This is a genomic window from Burkholderia sp. AU30280, from assembly GCF_020420125.1.
GTDB lineage: Bacteria > Pseudomonadota > Gammaproteobacteria > Burkholderiales > Burkholderiaceae > Burkholderia.
This window is the reverse complement of record NZ_JAIZRY010000015.1, coordinates 37,354-61,786: the sequence shown is the minus strand read 5'-3', so window position 1 is coordinate 61,786 and position 24,433 is coordinate 37,354. Positions and strand designations below refer to the sequence as shown.

23 protein-coding genes and 1 pseudogene are annotated in these 24,433 nt (G+C 66.3%); 13 read left to right on the top strand and 11 right to left on the bottom strand.

Translation table 11 applies throughout. The features are described 5' to 3' along the window. Window position 1 precedes the first annotated feature (1 nt). Window positions 2–178, bottom strand: a pseudogene (locus LGN17_RS28970) (MFS transporter); the annotation flags it as partial. Between the two features lie 471 nt (window positions 179–649). On the opposite strand from LGN17_RS28970, the gene pal reads away from it, so the two are divergent. After that, window positions 650–1,153 (top strand): peptidoglycan-associated lipoprotein Pal, encoded by a 504-nt coding sequence (pal, locus tag LGN17_RS28965; RefSeq protein WP_226200454.1) that lies wholly within the window; start codon window positions 650–652, stop codon window positions 1,151–1,153. Between the two features lie 72 nt (window positions 1,154–1,225). Here the strand turns inward: pal and LGN17_RS28960 are convergent, their stop codons facing one another. The 4 genes from LGN17_RS28960 to LGN17_RS28945 form a co-directional block, all read right to left on the bottom strand. After that, the gene (locus LGN17_RS28960; RefSeq protein WP_226200452.1) at window positions 1,226–1,480 is read right to left on the bottom strand and encodes a hypothetical protein; all 255 of its coding nucleotides are present in this window, start codon (window positions 1,478–1,480) and stop codon (window positions 1,226–1,228) included. Next, window positions 1,464–3,443 carry a chloride channel protein gene (locus LGN17_RS28955; protein ID WP_226200450.1) on the bottom strand — a complete coding sequence of 660 codons (1,980 nt, stop codon included), beginning with the start codon at window positions 3,441–3,443 and terminating at the stop codon, window positions 1,464–1,466. Before LGN17_RS28955 ends, LGN17_RS28960 begins: the two co-directional genes overlap by 17 nt. A gap of 31 nt (window positions 3,444–3,474) precedes the next feature. Continuing rightward, the gene (locus LGN17_RS28950) at window positions 3,475–5,076 is read right to left on the bottom strand and encodes an APC family permease (RefSeq protein ID WP_226200448.1); all 1,602 of its coding nucleotides are present in this window, start codon (window positions 5,074–5,076) and stop codon (window positions 3,475–3,477) included. Window positions 5,077–5,205: 129 nt separating this feature from the next. Beyond that, on the bottom strand, window positions 5,206–5,631 hold the full coding sequence (locus LGN17_RS28945; RefSeq protein ID WP_226200446.1) for a MarR family winged helix-turn-helix transcriptional regulator: 426 nt from the start codon (window positions 5,629–5,631) through the stop codon (window positions 5,206–5,208). 730 nt (window positions 5,632–6,361) lie between these two features. Here LGN17_RS28945 and rbsK point away from each other — a divergent pair. The 3 genes from rbsK to LGN17_RS28930 are packed head-to-tail and all read left to right on the top strand — an operon-like array spanning window position 6,362 to window position 9,758. After that, window positions 6,362–7,288, top strand: coding sequence for a ribokinase (gene rbsK, locus LGN17_RS28940; RefSeq protein ID WP_226200444.1), 927 nt, complete (start codon window positions 6,362–6,364; stop codon window positions 7,286–7,288). Between the two features lie 41 nt (window positions 7,289–7,329). Next, window positions 7,330–8,703 carry an L-fucose:H+ symporter permease gene (fucP, locus tag LGN17_RS28935; RefSeq protein ID WP_226200442.1) on the top strand — a complete coding sequence of 458 codons (1,374 nt, stop codon included), beginning with the start codon at window positions 7,330–7,332 and terminating at the stop codon, window positions 8,701–8,703. A gap of 2 nt (window positions 8,704–8,705) precedes the next feature. Then, window positions 8,706–9,758, top strand: a complete 1,053-nt coding sequence (locus LGN17_RS28930; protein ID WP_226200441.1) for an aldose 1-epimerase family protein — start codon at window positions 8,706–8,708, stop codon at window positions 9,756–9,758. 22 nt (window positions 9,759–9,780) lie between these two features. Here LGN17_RS28930 and deoR read toward each other — a convergent pair whose 3' ends face one another. Then, window positions 9,781–10,551, bottom strand: a complete 771-nt coding sequence (gene deoR, locus LGN17_RS28925) for a DNA-binding transcriptional repressor DeoR (protein ID WP_175951984.1) — start codon at window positions 10,549–10,551, stop codon at window positions 9,781–9,783. 146 nt (window positions 10,552–10,697) lie between these two features. Here deoR and deoC point away from each other — a divergent pair, with 146 nt between their 5' ends. Next, the gene (gene deoC / locus LGN17_RS28920) at window positions 10,698–11,378 is read left to right on the top strand and encodes a deoxyribose-phosphate aldolase (RefSeq protein WP_226200438.1); all 681 of its coding nucleotides are present in this window, start codon (window positions 10,698–10,700) and stop codon (window positions 11,376–11,378) included. Between the two features lie 142 nt (window positions 11,379–11,520). Here the strand turns inward: deoC and LGN17_RS28915 are convergent, their stop codons facing one another. Then, the gene (locus LGN17_RS28915; protein WP_226200436.1) at window positions 11,521–11,940 is read right to left on the bottom strand and encodes a hypothetical protein; all 420 of its coding nucleotides are present in this window, start codon (window positions 11,938–11,940) and stop codon (window positions 11,521–11,523) included. 224 nt (window positions 11,941–12,164) lie between these two features. On the opposite strand from LGN17_RS28915, the gene LGN17_RS28910 reads away from it, so the two are divergent. Continuing rightward, window positions 12,165–13,031: a DUF2071 domain-containing protein gene (locus tag LGN17_RS28910; RefSeq protein WP_319000872.1), complete on the top strand. Its 867-nt coding sequence runs from the start codon at window positions 12,165–12,167 to the stop codon at window positions 13,029–13,031. Between the two features lie 8 nt (window positions 13,032–13,039). Here LGN17_RS28910 and LGN17_RS28905 read toward each other — a convergent pair whose 3' ends face one another. After that, window positions 13,040–14,017 (bottom strand): ATP-binding protein, encoded by a 978-nt coding sequence (locus LGN17_RS28905; protein WP_226200433.1) that lies wholly within the window; start codon window positions 14,015–14,017, stop codon window positions 13,040–13,042. Further along, complete coding sequence (locus LGN17_RS28900) at window positions 14,014–14,922, bottom strand: DMT family transporter (protein ID WP_226200431.1); 909 nt, start codon at window positions 14,920–14,922, stop codon at window positions 14,014–14,016. The genes LGN17_RS28905 and LGN17_RS28900 overlap by 4 nt, the downstream gene beginning before the upstream one ends. A 90-nt stretch (window positions 14,923–15,012) precedes the next feature. On the opposite strand from LGN17_RS28900, the gene LGN17_RS28895 reads away from it, so the two are divergent. Then, the gene (locus LGN17_RS28895; RefSeq protein WP_175951978.1) at window positions 15,013–15,813 is read left to right on the top strand and encodes an AraC family transcriptional regulator; all 801 of its coding nucleotides are present in this window, start codon (window positions 15,013–15,015) and stop codon (window positions 15,811–15,813) included. A 102-nt stretch (window positions 15,814–15,915) separates the two neighbouring features. Continuing rightward, window positions 15,916–16,977, top strand: a complete 1,062-nt coding sequence (locus LGN17_RS28890) for a hypothetical protein (RefSeq protein WP_226200430.1) — start codon at window positions 15,916–15,918, stop codon at window positions 16,975–16,977. A gap of 9 nt (window positions 16,978–16,986) precedes the next feature. Here the strand turns inward: LGN17_RS28890 and LGN17_RS28885 are convergent, their stop codons facing one another. Together LGN17_RS28885 and LGN17_RS28880 are read right to left on the bottom strand one after the other, a co-directional pair. Beyond that, a complete protein-coding gene (locus LGN17_RS28885) occupies window positions 16,987–17,472 on the bottom strand; it encodes a DUF1772 domain-containing protein (RefSeq protein ID WP_226200428.1) in 486 nt (161 codons plus the stop codon). Beyond that, on the bottom strand, window positions 17,469–18,299 hold the full coding sequence (locus LGN17_RS28880) for an NmrA family transcriptional regulator (RefSeq protein ID WP_226200426.1): 831 nt from the start codon (window positions 18,297–18,299) through the stop codon (window positions 17,469–17,471). The genes LGN17_RS28885 and LGN17_RS28880 overlap by 4 nt, the downstream gene beginning before the upstream one ends. Window positions 18,300–18,392: 93 nt before the next feature. On the opposite strand from LGN17_RS28880, the gene LGN17_RS28875 reads away from it, so the two are divergent. The 5 genes from LGN17_RS28875 to LGN17_RS28855 all read left to right on the top strand — a co-directional run bounded on the left by LGN17_RS28875 (window position 18,393) and on the right by LGN17_RS28855 (window position 24,429). After that, window positions 18,393–19,115, top strand: coding sequence for a TetR/AcrR family transcriptional regulator (locus tag LGN17_RS28875; protein ID WP_226200424.1), 723 nt, complete (start codon window positions 18,393–18,395; stop codon window positions 19,113–19,115). A 670-nt stretch (window positions 19,116–19,785) separates the two neighbouring features. Then, on the top strand, window positions 19,786–21,441 hold the full coding sequence (locus LGN17_RS28870) for an AMP-binding protein (protein ID WP_226200629.1): 1,656 nt from the start codon (window positions 19,786–19,788) through the stop codon (window positions 21,439–21,441). Then, window positions 21,438–22,325 (top strand): hypothetical protein, encoded by an 888-nt coding sequence (locus tag LGN17_RS28865; protein ID WP_226200423.1) that lies wholly within the window; start codon window positions 21,438–21,440, stop codon window positions 22,323–22,325. Before LGN17_RS28870 ends, LGN17_RS28865 begins: the two co-directional genes overlap by 4 nt. Continuing rightward, window positions 22,304–23,434, top strand: a complete 1,131-nt coding sequence (locus tag LGN17_RS28860) for a 3-oxoacyl-ACP synthase III family protein (RefSeq protein WP_226200628.1) — start codon at window positions 22,304–22,306, stop codon at window positions 23,432–23,434. Before LGN17_RS28865 ends, LGN17_RS28860 begins: the two co-directional genes overlap by 22 nt. Beyond that, window positions 23,431–24,429, top strand: coding sequence for a ketoacyl-ACP synthase III (locus LGN17_RS28855; RefSeq protein WP_226200421.1), 999 nt, complete (start codon window positions 23,431–23,433; stop codon window positions 24,427–24,429). The genes LGN17_RS28860 and LGN17_RS28855 overlap by 4 nt, the downstream gene beginning before the upstream one ends. Window positions 24,430–24,433: the final 4 nt, after the last annotated feature.

The window sequence follows — 24,433 nt, the reverse complement described above, 5'->3', positions numbered from 1 at the left end:
TTCAGGTTCGCCGCGGCGGCGGCTTCATGCCGAAAGCGATCGCCAGCCATACTGCAACCACGTCGGCACGCACCAGAAACACCGTGTTCGGGCCACCTTGCTTCAGCAGCCAGCCGCCCGCGATGCCGCCGAGCGCGAGGGCGATCGACTGCGTGGTGTTGTAGAGGCCCGTGGCCGCGAGCGACGCGGTCACGCGCAATTCGGGCGCAGTCATGCGGGAAGGCACGGTGGGCGACTGGGACATCGTTGACGCGATTTACCGAACAGATCCAGCAACAGACAAAAAAAACCCAGCTGGGCAGCCGGGTTCAAGAAGCTCGCCCCGGCCTTTCATACCGGGACGGCCGGACGTCGAGTGACGTGAGCTGATGGAGCACATCTGAATTCACAATTTCGCAGAATTTCCGCATCGTAACACGACAACTAGTCACGATGTGACATTTCTCCTACTCTAGTAAAGGAGATCATCTTCCCGATCCGCGTGAACCCGAAGATCTTACGATTCACCCTTCAGCTCATTTACAAAACTCCGTCGCCCGTCGAAAAAGAACCGCTCGGTTCACTGTGCTTCCCGCAGCGATGCCGCGCCCCGTTCCGTTGATCCGCGACCCATTCCGTTCGATCGAACGCCCTCTTCGGGAGACCCGTGATGAAAGGCTTGATGCGATATGCGGTGGTGTTGGCCCTTGTCCTGTTCGGTGGGTGCCATTCCGCAACAAAGACGTCCAGCACCGCCGGCATGATGAATCAGGAGGCCGCAAATGGTCAGGCGATCGGGACGCCGTCGACCATGGCTGACGAATTGAACAACCCCAACAGCCCGCTCGCGAAACGCAGCATCTATTTCGATTTCGACAGCTATGAAGTGAAGCCTGAATACCAGTCGCTGCTGCAGGCGCATGCCGACTATCTACGTCTTCATCCCGCGCGACACGTCCTGATCCAGGGGAATACCGACGAACGCGGCACCAGCGAGTACAACCTCGCGTTGGGCGAGCGCCGGTCGCAGGCCGTGCTTCGCACACTTGAAACGCTCGGCGTGCCCGATTCGCAGATCGAGGCAGTCAGCTTCGGCAAGGAGAAGCCGGTTGCGTTGGGCCACGACGAAGCATCGTGGGCACAGAATCGTCGCGCGGATATCGTTTATCGATGACGCGCCAGCGTGGCGGGAGCCCGCTCCCGCCACGCATTGACCGGCGGAATCGGTTCGGCACCGATATCGCGGTCACAAGCCCATGAAGTACGTCCGGACGTCCATCTCGGCGGACCATGACTGCACATCGGTGCGTTCATCGAACTCGACCGGCTTCCCCCGGTAAAGGCAACAGTATCCATTCGCCGTTCTGTAGACGATGACCCACTCGCGATCGTCGCTCGCCTCGTCTTCCAGGTTGCCGGCCAGCACTTCCTTCCATTCATCAAGATGCAGGGCCACCGCAAGGCGCCGACGCAGAACGGCCAGCTCAACGCTGAGTTTCATGCTGCCCCTCCTTGCCGGCAGGCGCTTCGGCCCGATTCGACGCGTGGCTGTCACCGTGCTGTTTCCCTGACCGCCGGCTGCGCTCCGTTTCGCGCCGGTTCTCGGGAAAGATCCTGATGCTGCTCGCCACCGCGTCTGCGATGTGTTCCTTGGCAATGACCCCGACCACTTCCATTGCCCCCTCTTCTTCGGGCTGGGTCACGACCACCGCCATGGTTGCGTGCTTCTGACGCAGCTTGCTGATCACGTCGAACGCCGCTTCACCCGGCGCGACCACGATGAAATTGTGTTGAGCGAGCGCACCGAGGGTCACCGAAAGATGATCGTGCGAAATGGCCCGGCGCAATCCGGTGTTGATGCGAAGCACACCCTCGATCCGGCCCGATCGCGTGACGACCACGTGGCGGAACGGGGGGCCGTCCAGATTGCCCAGAATGTCGCGGAACAGTACCTCGGCGTCCTGCACGAGCACGTCCGTCTCCATCACTTGCGCCGCGTTCTGTACGAGAAACATGTTGGCATGCAAGGCGTTCGGAATCACGTGGCCGCGACGCACGAGCTTGAGCGTATAGATGCTTTCGCGGCAAAGCAGGCGCCGGGTCGCGAGGCTGACCGCAACGGCGATGATCATGGGCAGCACGATGTCGTAGTCGCGGGTCATCTCGAAGATCATCGCGACCGCTGTCATCGCCGCGCCGGTTCCGCCGCCCACCATCGCCCCCATTCCGACCATCGCGAACGCAGGCGCGCTGACGGGTGCCGCGGGCAGTACCGCCTGGACGAATGCGGCAAACGCCGCCCCCAACGCCGCACCGATGAACAGCGACGGCGAGAAGACGCCGCCCGAGGATCCCGAGCCCAGGCTGATCGATGTCGCGAGGGTCTTGCAGAGCGCCAGTGTGATCAGGAACAGGCTGCCGCCGAGTTGTCCGTAAAGCAGCGCCTGAATCGTTGCATATCCCACACCTTCGACGTAGTAATGCCCGGCGAAGCGCATCAGCAGGTAGATCGTGACCCCGACGAGCGACATCCCCAGCGCGTGACGCGCATAGCGGCCCGGAATACGCTCGAAGACATCCTCCGCAAAATGCAGTCCATGGGTCAGCAGTGCGGCACCGGTACCCGTGACGATGCCGAGCGCCGCATACAGCAGGAGTGTCAGCACACTGCCCGGCCGATCGGGAATCGCGCCGAGCTGGGCCGGCACCAGAAACGCCGGCGCACTGCCGAAGAACAACCGTCCGACGAACGTCGCCGTGCCGGTCGCCAGCGCGACGGGAAGGAACGTGTTCACGCTGATTTCGGGCATCATCAGTTCGGTCGCGAACAGGACACCGCCGATCGGCGTATTGAACGTGGCGGCGATCCCGGCACCCGCGCCCGCGGCCACGAGCGTGATGCGCTGGCCGGCAGTCATCCTGACGGCTTGCCCCAGCGTCGAGCCGAGCGCCGAACCGATCTGGATGATCGGCCCCTCTCTACCGACCGCCGCGCCGGTGCCGATGGCGAACGCGGATGCCAGCGATTTCACGATCGCGACCACCGGGCGAATCACCCCGCGCTTGAAGTAGATCGCGTCCATCACCTCGGGCACGCCGTGCCCCTTCGCCTCCGGCGCAAAGGTGCAGACGAGCCACGTCACGACGAGGCCACCGACCACCGGCACCAGTATGACGAACGCCCCCCAGACGGAAGGCGGCGTGAACTCGCTCGCGTTGTACGAGGCAGACAATCGGCCGAGGAAAAAGGCGTTATGCACGAAGCCGATCAAGCCGCGAAATGCCACGGCGCCGATTCCGGTGACGACGCCGACCACGATCCCCAGGCAACTCAGGCGATACATGTCGATCGGCGACGCGTCGTCTTCCGTTTGTGACGAACGCTGGACGCGACCGGTTTCCACGCGAAGCGATGCGAGTTCGCCGGCCGCGCTGTCCTCTCCTCCTGTCGATCCCGATGTCATGACGCCCGCCTGTGTCGAGTGTGTCGATCCGTCAACTGGTCTCGTTCATGCGCCCCATCATCTCCGACGTCTCGCCGGCGTCGAGCGCACTGCGCATGGCCAGCGCAAGCACCACCACGCTCCAGACGGCGACCAGCAGAATGTCCCAGCCGAATCCGATGACGCCCAGGCCGCCGCCGATACCGCCCAGCCACGACAACAGCCACAGCCCGCCGAACCACGGGAGCAACCACGCGATGTGCTGCCAGCCGAAGTCTCGCGCGCTACGGCGCAACACGACATGATGGTGAAGCGCGTAGAGGACGAAGCCGATCGCCACCAGCGAAAACAGGAAGTTGTTGGTCTTGAAGCCGGTCCAGTAGATGACGAGGTTGCTGCACACGAATGCGAGCGGCGCGATCAACCCGGCCCCGCTCATGCGGAACGGCCGCTGCAGTTCCGGCACGTTGCGTCGCAGGACGAGCAGCGCGATCGGCCCCAGCCCGTACGTGAGCACGGTGATCGACGTGATATAGCTCACCATCTGCTGCCACGCCGGGAACGGCATCAGGAACAGCACGCCGACCGCCCACATGATCAGTACGGCCACCCAGGGAATCTTGTTGGCATTCAACCGCGTCAGCATGCGCGGGCCTGCGTCCAGCTCTCCTGACGCGAAGAGGATGCGCGAGCCGCCGGTGACGTACATCAGGCCGGTGCCCCCTGGCGAGACGTAGGCGTCGATGTAAAGCAACGTGGCCATCCATCCCATGCCGAGGGTCGTTGCGAGCCCCGCGAACGGTCCCATTTCGCCCTTGAAGCTGAGGTTGTTCCAACCGGCGGCAAGATCGGCCGGCGCAAGCGCGTAGATGAAGGCGACCTGCAACAGGATGTAGATGACGGCGGCCAGCAGTACCGCGCCGATCACGGCCAGCGGGATGTTTCGATGCGGATTGGCGCTTTCGCCGCCCAGGTCGATCGCGGTTCGAAAGCCCAGATAGCTGAAGACGATGCCGGCGGCCGGCAGCGCGGTGAACATGCCGGACACATGGTAGCTGCCAGGCGCCGCCTGCATGACGCCCCAATGCGTACTCGCACCCAGCAAGCCTGCAATCGTCAGAAGCGGCACGAGTATCTTCCACCACGTGATGGTCGAGTTCACGCCCAGCAGCCAGCGGATCACCATCAGGTTCAGCAATGCCATGACGCCGAGCAGGCCGGCGCATGCGACGAAGCCGGCGGCCGTCAGCAAGCCTGCGCTTCCAGGCTGGATGAACCACGGGAGATAGTTGTTCGCGTACGTGACGATCGCCTCCGCCTCGACCGCCGGAACCGGCACGTACGCCAGGAACAGGAGGCCGCACCAGATGCGGCCCAGTCCGACGCCATGACTCGCATGGCTCATGTGCACCAGCGCTCCGCTGCGCGGAAACATCGCCGCGAGCTCGGCGAAACACAGTGCGATCAGCATGATGATGACCGCGCCGAGTACCCAGCTGCCGATGCTCAGCGGGCCGGCGATGCGCGATGCGTGATAGGCGCCGAACAACCAGCCGGAACCGACCATGCTGGTCGTGCTGGCGAACAACAGCCCGATGATTCCGGCGTCACGCCGGAGTTTGCCTTCCAGATTGAGGCTCGAGGTCGTGCTCATATGCCACTCCTTGCAAACGACCTCCCCCTGCTGCGTGTGTGTTCGTTCTCCCACCCTGCCGGTTCTTGTGACGGCCGATGTGTGTCGGCCGTTCGGGGAACCCGTTGCGCGCGCATCGCTGTCGCGCGCTCAGTTGATATCGGTGACGTCCTGGAAAGCCCAGCCGAACGCCTGAATTTCCGACTTGTGCAAAGCCGCAACCTTGCGCAAGCAATCCGCCCCTTTTTCTGTCAGATGGATCTCCACTTGCCGTCGATCCTGCTCGCTCGTCTGGCGCCGGACGAGCCCGGCCGCTTCGCAGCGGGTGACGAGCGCCACCGTGCCATGCGAGGACGCCTGCAACCGCTCGGCAATCTCGCCGACTGTCGCCCACGAGCGGTCCGGGAACGCACAGGTGTGCAACATCAGCATGTATTGCAACGGCGTCAGCCCCTCGGCACGCAGGATTTCCTCCGAGAAACGCAGAAAACGCCGCAGCCGGTAGCGAAATTCGGATAGCTGCTCGAGGTCGTGTTTCGTGGCGCTTGCGCCGGCCTTTCGATTACTTGCTGCCATCACGAACTCCTGGAACACCGGGAGTTTTCTGGAATCATGTCATCACGTGACCTAAAATATAGGCGCGTGTGACGGGTAGTGCAAAGTGCTTTCATCGGTCGCTGCTCCGGTCACTGTGTGGATTGACCCCATCAACCTGAATCGGTGAGGAGAAGTGGAAGGCATTTCGCTACCGCTGCTGGTCGCCCTGGTCGTCGTACAGCCCGGCCATTCGACAAGCTCACGTGCGGGAACGGCCAGCCACGTCGTTGTCCCGGCGCGGAATATACTGCATGTGGACAACCCTTGGGCGTGGCCAAGCCTCGCACCCAACGTCAGTCGTCCGGTGGCAAGCAATCCGACGTCCACCCCGGTCTACATCCCCAGCGTGACGTATCACCCCGACGGTTGGGGCGCACACTCCAGGTTGGCGGGTGATCGATTTCGGTGGTGACCGGTCGATCCGGGATTCCGCCAAACTTCCGCCGCAAGTGTCTTTCTCGTCGCGCCATTTCGCGACGCTCCCCCGACCGCCTCGCTTCCAGGCATGACCTCCAAGTCTCGATGACATCGTCATGCCGGAATTTTCCACTTCCAAGTGGGACAGTTTTGTGAGCCAGGGTCACACCAAGTGTCACCCCCAAAACACCACGTGATTGCATTTTCACATTTTATGTGATTCCATTATCACATCTCGCACGCCGCCGCCGCCCCTGCACGCGGCGCATCCCATACCAAGGAAGACACGCAGATGGAGACAATCGCCGTCATCGGCAGCAACATGGTCGACCTCGTGACTTATGTCACACGCATGCCCGCCCGGGGCGAAACGCTCGAAGCGCCGAACTTTGCGCTCGGCTGCGGCGGCAAGGGGGCGAACCAGGCCGTCGCGGCCGCCCGCCTCGGCGCGCGTGTCGTGATGGTCACGAAGGTCGGCGACGACGTCTTCGCCGACAACACGATCCGCAACTTCGAGCGCGAAGGCATCGACACCACGCACGTGCGCAAGGTCGCCGGCGTGCCGAGCGGCGTCGCGCCGATCTTCGTCGAACCCGATTCGAGCAACAGCATCCTGATCGTCAAGGGCGCGAACCGCCACCTGACGCCGGCCGACATCGACGCAGCCGCACCGCAGCTCGCCGAATGCGCACTGATCGTGCTGCAGCTCGAAATCGAGCTCGCCACCGTCTATCACGCGATCGAATTCGGCGCGCGGCACGGCATCCCCGTGCTGCTGAACCCCGCGCCCGCGGTGGCCGATCTCGATTTCGAGCGGATCCGCTCCGTCGAATTCTTCGTGCCGAACGAAACCGAGCTCGCGATCGTGTCGGGCATGCCGGTCGATTCGCGCGACACCGCGGCGCGCGCCGCCGAAGCGCTGGTCGCACGCGGGCTCAAGCACGTGCTCGTCACGCTCGGCAGCCACGGTTCGCTGCTGGTATCGCGCGACGGCGTGCGGCACGTGCCGGGCGTACCGGTCGACGCGCGCGACACGACCGGCGCGGGCGACGCGTATATCGGCTGCTTCGCGCGCTGCTACGCCGCGTCGCGCGACGCGCTCGACGCGATGCGTTACGCGTCCGCGTACGCCGCGCATTCGGTCACGGGCCTCGGCACGCAGAAGTCGTACGCCGACACCGCGACGTTCGAACGCTTCCTCCGCGACGCCGGCATGTGAACGGCGCCTTCATCGACGAGACAATTGGGAAGGAGACACCCATGGGCCGAGCCAGAATCGAACACACACCCGACGGCTATTACCTGAACCGCACGCCGCTCTTCGCGTTCACGCTGCTGTGCTGCCTGTTCGCGCTGTGGGGCACCGCGGCGAACCTGAACGACGTACTGATCGCGCAGTTCAAGAAGTCGTTCTTTCTATCCGATTTCGAATCGGCGTTCGTGCAATCCGCGTTTTATCTCGGCTACTTCTTCCTCGCGATTCCGGCCGCGACCGTCGTGAAGAAGTTCAGCTACAAGACGACGATCCTGGTCGGCCTGCTGCTCTACACGACCGGCTGCCTGCTGTTCTTCCCGGCCGCGTCGATGGCGAAGTACGGGATGTTCCTCGTCGCGCTGTTCGTGATCGCGGCCGGCCTGTCGTTTCTCGAGACCGCATCGAACTCGTATTCGACGCTGATGGGCCCGCGCGACACCAGCACGCGGCGGCTGAACATCTCGCAGACGTTCTATCCGTTCGGCGCGATGGCCGGCGTCTACACGGGCAGCTTCCTGATCTTCAAGGAAGGCGATGCGTCGCACGCGCAGCTCGCGGCGATGTCGGCGGCCGACGCCCGCGTGCACCAGCTCGCGATGATCCAGGCCACGCTCGAGCCGTACAAATGGCTGATCGTCGTGCTCGTCGCCGTGTTCATCGTGTTCGCGCTCACGCCGTACCCGGCCTGCAAGGGCAACGGCCCCAGCGTGGCCACGCACCGGATCGACGCGCGCGGCACGCTTGCGCGCCTGTTCGGCAACCGGCGTTTCGTCGCGGGCGTCGTCGCGCAATTCCTGTATGTCGGCGCGCAGGTCGGCGTGTGGAGCTTCACGATCCGGCTGGCGATGCAGATCGGCGGCCTCACGGAGCGCGGTGCGTCGCACTACCTGCTTGCCACGTTCTTCGCATTCTTCGTCGGCAAGCTCGTCGCCACGCTCGTGATGAAGCGCGTCGGCCCGGCCAAGGTGCTGATCGTCTACGGCATCCTGTGCATCGCGCTGCTCGCGTACACGATCGGCGTGCACAACATCACGGCCGTCTATGCGGCCGTGGGCGTGAGCGTGTTCCTCGGCCCATGCTGGCCGACGATCTACGGCCTCACGATCGACGGCCTCGGCAAGGACACCGAGTACGGCGGCTCGATTCTCGTGATGAGCATCGTCGGCGGCGCGGTCGTGCCGCTGATCCAGGGGCTGATTTCCGATCACACGGGCGGCAACATGCAGCTCGCGTTCGTCGTGCCGCTCGCGTGCTTCGCCGTGATCGTCTACTACGGCTTCTACTGCCTGCGCCACCTGCCGGCCGCGACGCCCGGCACGGCCGCCGACGGCAACGCGCCCGCGCGCTACGCCGCCCCCCGCAACACGTCGGGAGCGTGAGCATGCAAGGCGAAATCGACCTGCGACGCGACGACTTCCGCGACACGCCGCACACGCTGTACCGCACCGACGGGCTCGTCGTCACCGCGTTCGCGTATCCGTCCGGCGTCGAGGCGCTGAAGCTCGAGAACCGCCGCGGCCATCTCGTCGTGCTGCCGTATCTCGGCCAGATGATCTGGGCCGCCGCGTTCGACGGCCGCGACCTGACGATGAAGCACATGTTCCGGCAGCCGAAGCGCGCGGCATCGATCATCGATACGTACGGCTGCTTCATGTTCCACAGCGGGCTGCTGCGCAACGGCTGCCCGGGGCCGGACGACACGCATGCGCTGCACGGCGAGATGCCGTGCGCACCGATGGATCGCGCGAGCCTTGTGGTCGGCGCGGATGCGCGCGGTGCGTTCGTCGAAGTGACCGGCGAATACGAATACGTGCAGGGTTTCGGCAGCCACTATCTGGCGTGCCCGTCGGTAAGGCTCGCCGAGCACGACGCGCGGATGACGATCGCGATGGACGTCACGAATCTCGGCGGCGCGCCGATGGACCTGATGTACATGGCGCACCTGAACCATGCGTACGTGCCGGGCGGCCGCCTTGTGCAGTCGCTGCCGCGCGGCGGGGTGCGGCTGCGCGACAGCGTACCCGCGCACGTGAAGCCGACCGCCGCGTGGCGCGACTATACGGCCACGCTCGCGCGCGAACCGGAACGGCTTCACACGCTCGATGCGCCTGCGCTGTACGACCCGGAGATCGTGTTCTTCATGAACGACGTGGCAACGGATGCCAACGGCGTCGCGCATTTCCTGCTCGAGCATCCGGATGGCGGCGCGTTCCACACCGCATACCGCCCCGCGCAATTCCCGCATGCGACGCGCTGGATCCTGCACAACGCGGACCAACAGGTCGCCGCGTTTGCGCTCCCGTCGACCTGCGAGCCGGAGGGTTACGAAGCCGAACGCCGCAAGGGCCATGTGGCGACGCTCGCGCCGGGCGCGACGCGACACTTCGAAGTCGTCACCGGCTACCTGAGCGCGGCGGAAGCCCGCAATGCGTGAAGCGATGGGCGGCCGCGTTGCGTCAGGTCACGAGCGCGATCCCGTGTTCGCGGATCGCCGTTTCGTAGCGGCGGCTCAGTTGCCCGTCGGAGATCACGTAGTTGAAGTCGGTCAGTTCGGCGAAATAGGCCGCGCGCACTTCGTCGAACTTCGTGTGGTCGACCAGCAGGAAGCGGTTCTGCGCGCGCGCCATCACCTTCTTCTTCGCGTCGACCTCGTGGAAGTTGAAGCACGTGACGCCGCAGCGCTCGCTCACGCCGGCCGCGGAGATGAATGCCTTCGACACGCGCACCGTGTCGAGAATGCCCGTCTCGGCCACCGACTCGAACACCATGTTCTTGCGGTGGTACGCGCCGCCGCACAGGATCACGCTGCAATGCGGCTTCTGCTGCAGCTTCGCGAACACGTTCAGCGAATTGCAGACCGCCGTGAATTCGAGGTCGTCCGGAATGAAGTCGACGACGAACGGCGTGGTCGAGCCGCAGTCGACGAAGATCGTGTCGCCGGTCGTCACGAACTGCGCGGCCAGCTTGCCGATGCGGCGCTTCTCTTCGGTCTGCCGGTTGTTCTCGGCGCTGACCACATACTCGCCGATATCGCTGCGCTGCGCGGCGAAGTGGCGCGTCACGTAACCGCCGATCAGGCTCAGGCCGTGCGGGTTGTCCGCGAGATCGCGGCGGATCGTCATCTCGGAGACGCCGAACAGCTCGGCGACTTCCCTCAGATGAATCGCGTTCTGCCCTTGCAGCACGTTCATCAGTGTCTTGATCCGTTCGCCTTTCTTCGTTTCCATGCCAGTATCCTGCGTGCCCGTCGCATCCGTCGCTTGTCGTGCCGGGCGTGCAGGCCCGGCCGGAATGTCGTATTTGTAACAAACCGATGTGAAAACATCAACTTTACGTGTGCCCGTCCGGCACACGCTTCGTGGAGTCCTGAAACATGCCGCTTTCCAACGCCCAGCTCGCTCAAACCATCGATCACACGCTGCTCGCGCCCGACGCGAGCGACGCGCAGATCCGCGAACTCTGCCGCCAGGCGGCCGAGCATCGCTTTTACTCGGTCTGCGTGAATTCGGCGAACGTGCCGCTCGCCGCGCGCGAGCTGTCCGGCACCGGCGTGCTCGTCTGTGCCGTGGTCGGCTTTCCGCTCGGTGCGGGGCTGTCGGCCGCCAAGGCATTTGAAGCAACCGCCGCGATCGCGGCGGGCGCCGGCGAGATCGACATGGTGATCAATATCGGCGCGCTGAAGAGCGGCCGCGCCGACGACGTGAAGGCCGACATCGACGCCGTGCACCGCGCGTGCGGCGCGGTACCGCTCAAGGTGATCCTCGAAACGGGGCTGCTGACCGACGACGAGAAGGTGCGCGTGTGCGAGATGTGCCGCGATCTCGGCGTCGCGTTCGTGAAGACGTCGACGGGGTTCGGCCACGGCGGCGCGACGCTCGCGGATGTCGCGCTGATGCGCCGCACGGTCGGCCCCGTGCTCGGCGTGAAGGCATCGGGCGGCGTACGCGACCGCGCGGCCGCGCTGGCGATGCTCGAAGCCGGCGCGACGCGGCTCGGCACGAGTTCGGGGGTGGCAATCGTGACCGATCAGGGTGGCAGCGACGCCGGGTACTGACGCGTGAACACCGGCTTTCGCCCGCGCGCGCCGCAAGCGAAGGCCGGTTGCCCGAACCAGCGCCCGGACAACGCCGCACCGTCGGCGGAACCGGCGCCGCGGATCGGCCGCCTGAACGGCGCGCCCGGCCCCGGCGCGCCGTTCAGGCGGCGATATCCGTCTTGAACGCGTCCGGCGCGTGCCTGCGCAGGATCTCGAGGCATTTCTTCCGGTCGTCGACGCGCATTTCGACAAAAGGCAGCCTGACCTTGCGTACCTTGCTTCCGCCCGACCGCGTCGCGACACGATAAAGCACGATCAGCGAGAAGGGGCCGCGCGTCACTTCGACGACATCGCGATACGGCACGGAGATCCGTTGCACCTTGAAGGTGTCGGCGAAGAATACGGCGCGCGTCATGACGAACATGTACCCAAGGCCGCCCAGCGCCCCAATGAACGGCATGATGAACGTCGTGAAGCTGAAAAACGGATCCGCGCTGGCGGCCCAGATGCAGCCGCCGCCGATCACGACCAGCGCGAACACCAGCATCGGTAGCGCAAAACGGCTGCCGCGCACGATCAACTCGGGTTCGGATTGCTGCGCCAGATCATTCATGTTTGCCTCCCGGCGTGGACGTGTGTGGGTTCTTGAATTCGTCTCGCGATGCGCGGCCCTGCGATGCCGATGCACCTGACACGTGGCACGGCGCCGGCAATTCTACTCGCGATCGATGCGGCCGCCACCGCGCCCGGTTCGGCAGCGCGACGCCGCCCCGCGTCTTCCCCCCGCGCGGCAACCCCGGCACAATGCCGCTCATGCGCCACGACAACGCCTTCGTTTACCCGTCCGCCGGCCTGATCGGCCGGCTCGCCAACCGGATCGTCGCGAGCGGCCCGCTGCTGCGCGCGCGCCGCGCACTGCTGTCGCGGCTGCCGTTCCTTCAGCTCGCGAGCGACGTCGAGAACGTCGTGTATTGCACGTGGGTTGTCGATGTCGCGGCCGTCGCGCACCTGGTGCCGCGCGGCGTCGCGCTCGCGAGCCGCGACGGCCGCACGCTGTTGACGACGCTCACCTATGCGCACCGGCACTTCGGCCCGCGCGTCGCAGGCCCGCTGCGTCGCATGTTTCCGTCGCCGCTGCAGAGCAACTGGCGGCTTTACGTCGATGCGCTGCCGGGCGGGACGCCGGCCGACCGAACGGTGTTGTTCGTGAAGAACGTGTTCGACCACCCGCTCTATGCGCTCGGCAGCCGCCTCTTCAGCGATGCACTGCCGTCGCATCTCGCGCGGCGCTTCACGCATGCCGTGCGCGACGGACGCTACGACACGCGGCTGGCGGGCGGCGGCGGCAGCGCGCCCGACTTCCACTGCACTGCCGAAGCATCGGACGATCGAGCGCTGCCCGACGCGTTCGCGCCGTTCTTCAAGGACTGGCGCGATGCCGTCGCCTCCCTGTCGCTGCAGCACGCGGCGGTCGCCCATGTCGCGGACTGCGACCGCCTGGCGTACGCGTCGATCGACCTGCCGATCGACGTCGACGCGGTCCGGCCGCTGAAGACGGTCGGGCCCGCGGGCGGCGGTGACTTCCTCGCGCGCATCGGCGCCACCGGCGAACCGATGTGCTTCGTCGTGCCCGACGTCGCGTTCCGCGTGCTCTCCGAGCGGCTGCTGTAGCGCGGCGCTCAGCCGGTGCGCCGCGCGGTCTCGTATGCATCCGCGTCGTCTTCCTCGGCAAGCCGCCCCGCATAATCACGCGCGAACTGCACGGCGATACGGCCCGAGCGCGCGCCGCGTTCGAGCGCCCACTGCAGCGCGGGCTCGCGCGCCGCGCGGATCCGCGCGGCATCGAAACCTGCCGCGCCGAGACGGCTCTCGACGACGGCCAGGTATTCGTCCTGCGTGAAGCCGTAGAACGTCACCCAGATCCCGAAGCGCTCCGACAGCGAGATCCGCTCCTCGACCGCATCGCCGGGATGCAACTCGCCATTCTCCGCGCGGGACACGTTCGCGTTGTCGCTCGCGTGCTCGGGCATCAGGTGGCGGCGATTGGACGTCGCGTACACCAGCACGTTCGACAGGTCGCTCGCGACCGACCCGTCGAGCACGGTCTTCAGCCCCTTGTAGCCGGTCTCGCCCGCCTCGAACGACAGGTCGTCGCAAAACACGATGTAGCGCTCGGGCCGCGCACGCACCAGCTCGACGATCGCCGGCAGGTCGTTCAGCCCTTCCTTGCTGACCTCGATCAGCCGCAACCCGTGCGCCGCGAACGCGTGCAGGCACGCCTTCACGATCGACGACTTGCCGGTGCCGCGCGCGCCGGTCAGCAGCACGTGATTGGCCGCGAACCCGCGCACGAACTGCCGCGTGTTCCGTTCGACGATCGCCGCCTGACGGCCGACATTGCGCAGCGCGTCGAACGCGACGAGCGCGGGCGACGGGATCGGCTCGAGCGGCGCCGCCCGATGCCCGCCGCCGAAGCCGCGCCAGCGGAACGCAACGGCCGCATCGAAATCGACGGCCGCCGGCCGCCCGGCGGGCGCCATCGCTTCGAGCGCGGCCGCGATCCGTTCGAGCTGGCGCGCGAGCGACGCCACGGCAATGGGTGTGCGCCCGTCCGGCAGCGCGGCGACCAGGTCCTGCATGTCGCGCTCGCCGCTCATTGCCGGGCACCCTGCGACACGCCTGCCTGAAACGGGAACCGCTGCGCGATCGCCACGCCGAACAGCGCGACGCCGCCGCCAACCAGGTGATAAAGCCGCAGCGATTCGCCAAGCAGCACGATTGCACCGCCGGCCGTCATCACCGGCAACAGGTTCATGAACATCGCGCAGCGGCTCGGGCCGAGCAGCCGCACGCCCTGCATCCACAGATACGGCAGCACCACCGACGCCAGCACGCCGGCATACAGGATCAGCGGCACACTCGCACGCGTGGGCCACGCCGCCTGCGCGGGCAAACGCAGCAGCATCGGCGCCATGAACACGAGCGCGGCGAGCGCCTGCACGTAGGTCGACTGCCACGCCGGCAGCACGCCGATGCGCCAGCGCTTGAGCAATACGCCGTAGAGCGCATACGCGGCCGACGCGGCCAGCATCAGCAGGTCACCCGCCTGCACGCCGCGCGCGGCGATCGTCGTCGGATGCCCTTCGGCAATCAGGTAGATGACGCCCGCGAGCGACAGCACCCCGCCGCCGACCATGCCGGCACCCGGCGGATCGCCCAGCAGCAGCGAGCTGAGCGCCATCGTCATCAGCGGCACGAGCGCCGTGATGATCGCCATGTTGGTGGCGCTGGTCGTTTTCGCGGCCTCGTAGGACAGGCTCTGGAACAGCGCCATCGCGAGAAAGCCGAGCACCGCGAGCTTCGGCAGGTGCGCGACGAGCGCCGCGCGGTTGCGCCACGCGGGGCGCAGCGTGAACACGCTCATCAGCGCGACGGCGAGCAGCAGCCGGTAGAAGGTGATCGCCGACGGGTCGATCGTCGACGCCGACAGCTTCGACACGACCACGTTGCCGGCCCACAGCGCGATCGCGCAGAAAGGAAACAGAAAAGGAGACTTGTTCATCGCATTTGACGGATTAATATCCTGACAGGGGTGTGGCGTGGAGGGGAACGCCATCGTGCCCGCTCGTCCAACTGCCTGTCTCACGCCAAAATGTCACGACTTGTCGCCAATCGGACACTCGAGTCCACCCCGCCCGGTGCTCACCTGCGCTTCGAATCGACGCCGATGCCCGTATCGGCGATGGCGGCGACGTACGCGCACGGCACGTCGATCGCGCCGCACCGGCATCGCCGCGCGCAGCTGCTCTATGCGATCGAGGGCGTGATGCACGTGCAGTCCGAAGGCGCGTCGTGGGTCGTGCCGCCGACGCGCGGCGTGTGGCTCGAAGCCGGTCTCGACCACACGGTGCAGATGAGCGGCGACGTGCAGATGCGCACCGTCTTCGTCGAGCCGGGCGCGGTCGAGCACCTGCCCGCGCGAAGCTGCGTCGTGGAAGTGCATCCGCTGCTGCGCGAGCTGATCCTCGCCGCGGTCGACATCCCGCTCGACTATGCGCCGGGCTCGCGCCACGATCACCTGATGCACCTGCTGCTCGCCGAGGTGACGGTCGCGCCGCTGCTGCCGCTGTACCTGCCGTGGCCGCACGACCCGCGCCTGCGCACGATCTGCGACGCGCTCGTCGCCGCGCCCGACGACCTGCGCACGATCGCCGAATGGGCCGACCTGCTCGGGTTGTCGGTCCGCACGCTCCATCGCGCGTTCCGGCGCGAGACGGGGCTCAGCTTCCGCCGCTGGCGCGAACAGGCGCGGCTGCTGCTCGCGCTCAAGCGCCTCGCGCACGGCGAGAAGGTGCTGACCGTCGCGATGGACCACGGCTACAGCAGCCAGAGCGCGTTCTCCGCGATGTTCAAGCGGCATTTCGGTGTGTCGCCGTCGGCGTTTTATGCGTAGGGCGTGCGCGTGCGCGGCACGGGCATCGTTGACGATAGAATCGCGACCATGCATCCGGCCAGCCCGCACCGTTTGTCTGCATCGACGCACGAATCCCATCCCGTGAATATGCTCACGTGGGAACACGCGCCGATCGTCGATACCTTCGCCGTTCAGGCCGGCTACGGCCATCTGCTCGTGTTGACGATGGACGGTTCGCTGCACGGCATCGATCTCGATACGGGGCGCCGCACGCCGCTGTGTTCGGTGCCGTTGCCGCCACTCCCGCCACCGACGGGTCACACCGCATTCGGTACGCCCGCCTATCGCCTGCACGCTTCGCCTGACGGCCGGTACGCGGCGATCGTGACCGACTACGGGCGGCGCGGTCTCGTCGTCGACGTCGCCACCGGCTCACCGACGATGCAGCTCGACGGCGGCGACTACTATCCGCATACCGTCCCGTTCAGCGCATGCTTCCTCCGTCATCGCGATCGCACGATCTTCGTGCACCGTACCGCCTGGAACCGGCTCGATGCGGCCAACCCGGCCACCGGCGCATCGCTGACCGCGCGCGACATCGCGCCGTATACGAACAACGACCGGCCCGCGCATTACCTCGACTACTTCCACGGCCGCCTCGTGCCGAGCCCCGACGGCAGCCGGCTGTTCGATGACGGATGGGTCTGGCATCCCGTTTCGATCCCGCGCGCATGGTCGGTCGCCGCCTGGCTCGACGCCAATCCCTTCGAAAGCGAAGACGGCGCATCGGTGGTCAGCCTGACCCGGCGCGACGACTGGGACACGCCGGCCTGCTGGATCGACAGCCGGCATATCGCGTATTGGGGGCTCGCGGACTGGGACGAGGACGAATTCGCCGAAACCGGGCAAGACGCCGGCGTGCGCATCCTGGATGTGACCGAAGCCCTTCAATCGAACGACCGGCGCATCCCGATGGCGACCGAACCCGACCGGATCGGCGGCCTGTTCAGCGATGGCGCATCGCTGTATGTCGCGACACCCGCCGGCACGACGATCTGGCGCATCGCCTCGGGTACGCCGCTCGGCGCGCTTCCGGGCTTCGTCGCACGGCGGCACGATCCGGTACGCGGCTCGTTGATCGCATTCGACGCCGGCACGATCGCCGAATACCGGTTGCCCGGGCAGGCCTCACCCACCGCCTGACGCGCGCCGTCACCGCGCCGCAATCCCCACGATGAAAAGCACGCACGCGGCCGCCGACGCCACCATGCGCACGTGATTCCACCTCGTCCAGTCGTGCACGTAGCGCGCCCACAGCGCCGCGCCTTGTGGCGTCGACGGATCGGCCGCGGCGAGCGCATCGTTGAGCGGCACGTTGACCGCCATCGTCACCGCGAACATGCCGAATACGTACAGCATGCCGCCCGCGACCGCCGCCGTCGCGCCCGCCTGCTCGCGATCGAACAACACGATCACGACCAGCGCGAGTGCCATCAGCGTCGTGACGAGAAACAGCGGCATGAACGGCGAACGCACGATGTCGACGTTGATCGCGTTCATCGCGGCCACGCCGGCCTGCGGCGCGATCCGTCCGAGCGACGTCATCACGAACGTCGAGAACGCGAAATACACGCCGGCCATCAACCCGCAGCCGATGGCCGAGCCCCACAGCAATGCGGCGGTCGCGAACGCGATCATGATCGTGCGCCCCACACGCCGGTCGCGGCCGTCGCGCGCGCATAGTCGGCGAAATCGCGTGCCGGCCGCCCGAGCGTTTCTTCGATGCCGTGCGTCACCGCGCTGTTGCGCCCGTCGAGCACCACGCTGAACAGATCGTCGAGCAGCGCGACGACCGGCTCGGGCACGCCAACCTCGCGCAGTCCGGCAACGAACGCTTCGGCCGGGATCTCGCGATAGACGATCGGCCGGCCAGCGGCACGCGCGATTTCGGCGACCGCCTCGGCAAACGTCAGCGCGCGCGGGCCCGTGACCTCGATCACGCGGTTCGCGAAGCGCGCATCGGTAAGCGCGGCCACGGCGACGTCCGCGATGTCGTCCGCATCGACGAACGGCTCACGCACCGCGCCGGCCGGCAGCGCGACTTCACCGGCCAGCACGCCGTCGATCAGGTAGCCCTCGGAGAAGTTCTGGTTGAACCAGCTCGCGCGTACCACGCCCCACTCCACACCCGACGCCTGCAACGCGGCCTCGGCGGCCTGCGCGCCGGGCTCGCCGCGCCCGGACAGCAGCACCACGCGCTCGACGCCGCTTTCCCGCGCGAGCCGTGCGAATGCGGTGATCGCATCCACCGCGCCTTCGACGGCCAGGTCGGGCTGGTACGTCACGTACGCGGCCGATACGCCTTCAAGCGCGGCGGGCCACGTCGCGGGCGCCGTCCAGTCGAAGCAGGCAGCCGACGTGCGCGACACGGGCCGGGTTGCGATGCCGCGCGCGCGCAGCCGTGCATCGACGCGGATGCCCGTCTTGCCCGAACCGCCGACGATGAGGGTGGGAAGTGCCGACATGACCGTCTCCTTTGACTAAAATACGAGAATATCTCGCGTTTCAAAAACACGATAGACTCTCGCATTAGCAACGTCAAGTTTTCCGGAGGCAGCATGGGCCGACAAAAATCAGGGCAGAACGACGCGCCCGAAGCAGCGGCTGACTCGGCGACTACGCCGGCGCGCGCGCGGCTGGTGCCGACGCAGCAGCGCAGCCGCGAGCGGTTCGAGCGCATCCTCGCGTGCGCGTCGGAGGTGATGATCGAGAAAGGCTGCGACGCGTTCCGGATGAGCGACATCGTCGAACGCACGGGCATCTCGTTCGGTTCGCTGTACCAGTACTTTCCGGACAAGGCGGCCGTGATCGGCACGCTCGCGGAGCGCTACAACGAAGCCGGGCACGTCTGCGTGCGGCGCGACCTCGCCACGATGAAGACGCTCGACGACCTGCACGCCACGCTCGCCCGCATCACGGACAGTTACTACCGGATGTTCGTCGACGAGCCGCTGATGCGCGATATCTGGCGGGCCACGCAGGCCGACCGCGCGCTGCAGGCGCTCGACCGGGCGGACGGGGCGTTTCTGGCGGGGTTGTTCGCGGATGCGCTGGCCGACGTGGCGCCCGGCACGACCCGCTCGCAACGCAGCGCCTTCGCCGAGTTGATGATGATCCAGATCGCGGCGGCCGTACGCCACGCGATCACACTGCCGCCGAAGGCGGCGCGGCAGCTCCTTGCGATGTTCAAGCGGACATTGCCGAAGGATTTATCGGTACTTGACAGCCAGGATGTGCTCAAACCTTCGAACCGTGACATTCGGACGTCTCACCAGAAATAAAATATTCGCTAATACAATTACACAAATTCATATGGGCGCAATCCGAGACCCCGGCGCCCGAATCCCCTATTTTCCATTCAGACCTCCACTCAAGACCCGCCGCTCCCGAGAGCCCGGGTCTTTCGCCTTTCGCGCGGGGCCAGCCATTTCGTGACGCGATGCTCGTTTCGCCTTGGTGAACTTCTCGAGACTTTATTCAGCGTCCCGGCAACCTGATTCCACCGAAGTCAACAAATCGCAAGATGATTAACCAAAATCAGCCGATTCAATGAAATGCTGATGATTAATGGAATCGATTTCAACAAATAATTCAAATTTCCAACCCACTTGACCATTTACTTTCCAATTTTTGTTCCGCTAAGCTTGCGGCACATTTTTAAACCAACCCGATCGGTCGATGAATTCCAGGAAACAATTAATCCGAATTAAATCGACCGATTGTTGCTTATTTCTAAAATCAAATGAGACGCAATAAATCCACAAAAACCGGCAAGTCATCATGTGATTGACCGGATTCTCCGTGCGTCGCCCGGCGACCTGTGCCTGTCGCCCCGACCACGTCTCCTTGCCATCGCGATTCAGGTTGCGCGGGACAGGCCCGACCCCATGGCCCGCCCCGCGCCGCACCGCTATCGCGGACTTCAAACTCACACTCTTGCGAGCGCTGACGATGGACGACTTTTGCCGCGCGAACCTGCCCCCTGCCGAAGATTGGCCGACGTTTGTCTTTGAGTTGCCGGGGCTGCAGTTTCCGCCGTTTCTCAATTGCGCCGCCGCGCTGCTGGATACCGCCGTCGAGGAACGGGGCTGGGGCGATCGCGTTGCGATCAGGACCGAGTCGGGCATCACATGGACATATCGCGAACTGCGCGATGCCAGCAACCGGATCGCCAACATGCTGGCCGACGATGCGGGCCTGGTAGCCGGCAACCGGGTGCTGTTGCACGGCACCAATCACCCGATGCTGGCCGCTGCGTGGTTCGGCGTGGTCAAGGCCGGCGGCGTGGCCGTCGCGACGATGCCGAAGCTGCGCGCGGGAGAACTGTCGACCGTCATCGGGCGAGCCCGGGTCACGCACGTCATCTGCGAAGCCGGGCTGTCCGCCGAGCTCGACGCGGCGATGGCGCGCATGCAGTGGCGCGGCGACGTCCGGCGCTACGAGACGAACGACACGCAGCCGCACGCGGGCTGGCTCGGCGGCTATTCGGCAACATTCGCGGCCGCCGGCACGCGCGCGGACGATCCTTGCCTCATCGCGTTCACGTCGGGGACGACCGGAGAACCGAAGGCCACCGTCCATTTTCATCGCGACGTGATGGCGGCCTGCCACTGCTTTCCGCAGCATGTGCTCAAGCCCGGCGCCGATGACGTCTTCTGCGGGTCGCCGCCGCTCGCGTTTACGTTCGGCCTCGGCGCGCTGCTGCTGTTTCCGATCAGTGTCGGCGCGAGCGTCGTGCTGTTGCAGAAAGCGAGCCCGGAACGGCTGCTGGCCGCTGTCGGCCGGCATCGGGTCAGCATCCTGTTTACGGCGCCGGCGGCCTATCGGGCCATGCTCGACCATCTCGACGGGCATGACGTATCGTCCCTGCGCAAATGCGTGTCGGCGGGCGAGGCGCTCCCGTCGTGGACGCGCGCCGCATGGCACACGCGCACCGGCCTGCACCTGATCGACGGAATCGGGTCGACCGAGATGCTGCATATCTTCGCGTCCACCGGCGACGCCGGCACGAAGGACGGAGCAATCGGCCAGGCGGTGCCCGGTTACCGCCTGGCCGTGGTGGACGAGCACGGCCAACGCCTGCCGCCCTACGAAATCGGCTATCTGGCCGTGCAGGGACCGACCGGGTGCCGCTACCTGAATGACGCGCGGCAACGCGACTACGTCAAGCACGGCTGGAACCTGACGGGCGACAGCGCCTACCTCGACGACGACGGCTATCTGTTCTACCAGGCACGCGCGGACGACATGATCATCAGCGCCGGCTACACGGTGTCTCCCGGCGAAGTGGAGCAGGTGTTGCTGCGCCATCCCGATATCGCCGAGTGCGGCGTCGTCGGGCAGATCGACGAATGGGGCGGCACGCTCATCTGCGCGCATGTGGTGCTGCGACCGGGCGTCGGCGGCTCGGAGGCGTTGACGACGCAACTGCAGCAGCACGTCAAGAACGTGATCGCACCGTACAAATGCCCGCATCGCGTGACCTATCACGCCGGCGGTTTGCCGCGTAACGAATCGGGCAAATTGCGTCGCGCCTTGCTCCGGCAGGCGGGTCATGGCGCGACGCGCCCCCAGAATCAAACAGTCCAGAACGAACACGCCCTATGAAAATTCTCGGAGCCTCGGTGGCCATTCCGGACCCGGCGACCACCGCGCAATCCTGCGCCAACGATTATGCGATCAAGGCAGCCAGGCAGGCGCTGCTGCAAGCCGGTTGCCTGCCGTCGGAACTGGACCTGATCGTCAGCCTGTCGATTTCTCCCAGCCGGATGGCGGACGCGCCGACGATCGCCGGGCCGCGGCTGGCGCACCCGGTGCAGCGCGACCTGCGTGCGCGACACGCGGCCGTGTTCGATCTGCTCGACGCGGACTGGACGCTCGCACTCGATCTCGCGCACAGCCATTGCAAACAGCTCGGCTATCGACGCGCGCTTGTCGTTCGCGCGGAGGCGCTCGCGGACGTCGAACAGGTGGCCACGAGCGGTTTCGCCGACGGCGCGGGGGCGATCGTGCTGACGCCTGCCGGCCAGGACCGCGACCACGCCAGCCGCTACGCGGACCTCGACGCGCCCCCGTTCGCGACGCTCGACGCCCTTCCCGCCCGGCGCGTGAACGGCGCCCTGTCGCTGGCCCGCTTCGAGAGCCGGTTCGATCCCGCAACCGGCCGGTTCGACGCCGAACCGGCCAATGCGGCCACCGCGGTGCGCGCGCTGGCCGACGCGATGCAGAGCCGCATCGGCCGGCGCGCCACCCCGCTGTTTTGCGAATCGTGGCTGAGCGGATGGCCATCGATCGCCATCGGCGCGGGTCGCGATTTCCACGTCGATGTCGTCGCCGGTTCGGCGGACATCCCGAACCCGTTCCAGTTGCCCGCGTGGCTTTCGTCCCGCGTCGCACATTCGATGTCGTTGCGTGACGACGAACGTACGGTGGTCGCGATGACACTGGATCCGTTCCGGCCGCGCATCGCCTGCAGCATGATGGAGGTCTGACAGTGCACAACGTCCGAATCGCAAGTCTCGCCTGCCGCCTGCCGGCACGCCAGGTGCCCAACGACGATCCCGTGTTCGCGGGCGTCGAGCCCATTCCGTCGGAATGGTGGCAATTCTGGGGCATCGAATCGCGCTACATGATCGATCCCGATGCCGGCGAATCCGAGCTTGCGCTGGCCGAGCGCACGGCCCGCGACGCGCTCGCCCGTGCCGGCGTGGAGGCCGCCGAACTCGATCTGGTGCTGTTCAACATGACGTCGCCGTTCGTCTCGCTCCCCGACGGCCGGCGCCGTTTCGCACCACGGCTTGCGCGTGTGCTGCGCGACCGGCTCGGCGCCACGCGCGCGCTCGACGCCGACGTCGAGATGGAATGCGCGAGCTTCGTGCTGCAACTGCAGATCGCCGCCAACCTCATCAAGCAGGGACGGGTGAAGCGTGCGCTGGTGTGTTCGACGGAGCGCATGTCGGCCGTGGTCGACTACACCAGCAAATCGTCGACGAACTTCGGCGATGGCGCGGCCGCGGCCGTGCTCGTCGCCGAGCCGGCCGATCCCGGCGGCGCCGATTGGCTGGATGCCACGTATCGCAGCGATGCAACGCACTACGACCTCGTGACGATGCAGTGGCGTCACGCCCGGGCTGCGACAGACGACGACTCGGCAGCCGGCGCCGACAACCCGTTCGGCGTGTATTTCACGCTCAAGCCCGAAGCGCAGGAGGCGATCGCCCGCTTCATGCCCGTGGCCATTCCCGATATCGTCGAGCGGCTGTTGCACCGCAGCGGTACGGACATCGCCGACGTCGACGCGATGGTGTTCCATCAGCCGTCGGCGCTGCTCGTGCGCGCATGGGCACAGCGGCTCGGGCTCCAGCCCGACCAATACGTGATTCGCGTGGCCGATTGCGCGTGCCTCGTGTCGGCCGCCGTGCCGTATGCGCTGTACGAGTCGATCCAGGAAGGCGTGATCCGGCCGGGATCGTTGGTCGTGATCGCCGGCGCCGGCGCCGGCTGGGGCTTCGGCGCGCAATTGTGGCGCTGGGGCGAAACCGTCGTGACCGATGCGGACGATGCCGTCGCCGCCGCGATGGAGCAGGAGGTGCAAACATGACCGCCAGACTCGTCATCGCCGGAATGGGCCACGCGCTGCCGGAGCGGATCGTCGGCAACGACGAAGTCGCCGGCATGATCGACACCAGCGACGCGTTCATTCGCGAACGAACCGGCGTCGTGGCGCGTCGCTATCTCGCCCCCGACCAGCATCTGGCGGATCTCGCGTGCCCGGCCGCGGAACGGGCGATGGCCGACGCCGGCGTCACGGCGCACGACGTCGATCTGCTGATCGTCAATACGCTGTCGCCGGATCATCACGATCCGTCGCAGGCGTGCTACATCCAGCCTCGGCTCGGATTGCGGGAGATTCCGTGCTTCGATATCCGCGCGCAATGCAGCGGCGGGCTCTACGGGATCGAGATCGCGCGCCATTTCCTCGCGAGCGGCCTGTATCGCAACGTGCTGCTGATCTGCGCCGAGGCCCTGTCGCGGCGAATCGACACCAGCAATGCGGGCCGCAATCTGTCGATCCTGCTGAGCGACGGCGCCGCCGCGCTGCTGCTGCAAGCGACGGACCACCCGGCGCACGGGCTGATCGACCTGACGCTCGGCGCCGACGGCACCCAGTTCGACCTGCTCAGCACCGAAGCGCCCGGCGCGCGGCGCCCACGCTTCATCGACGAGGACGACATCGCGGCCGGCCGGCACCATTTCCGGATGAAAGGCGCGCCGATGTTCGAAGACGCCACGCGGCGCATCGTCGACGCGTGCCGGCAGATGCTCGACAAGCACCGGCTGACGCTGTCGGATATCGGCCTGGTCGTACCGCACCAGCCGAACCTGCGCATCCTCGACGCGGTCATCGGGCAACTCGGGCTGCCCCGCGAGCGGTGCATGATTTCCGTCGAACAGCTGGGCAACATGGCCAGTGCGGCGTTTCCGGTCGCGCTCGCCCTCGCGCGCGAGCAAGGCCGCATGCCGGTCGGGCAGCTCAACCTCTTCGTGACCTATGGCGCGGGCGCGACGTGGGCCTGCGCGCTCTATCGGAGCTGAACGG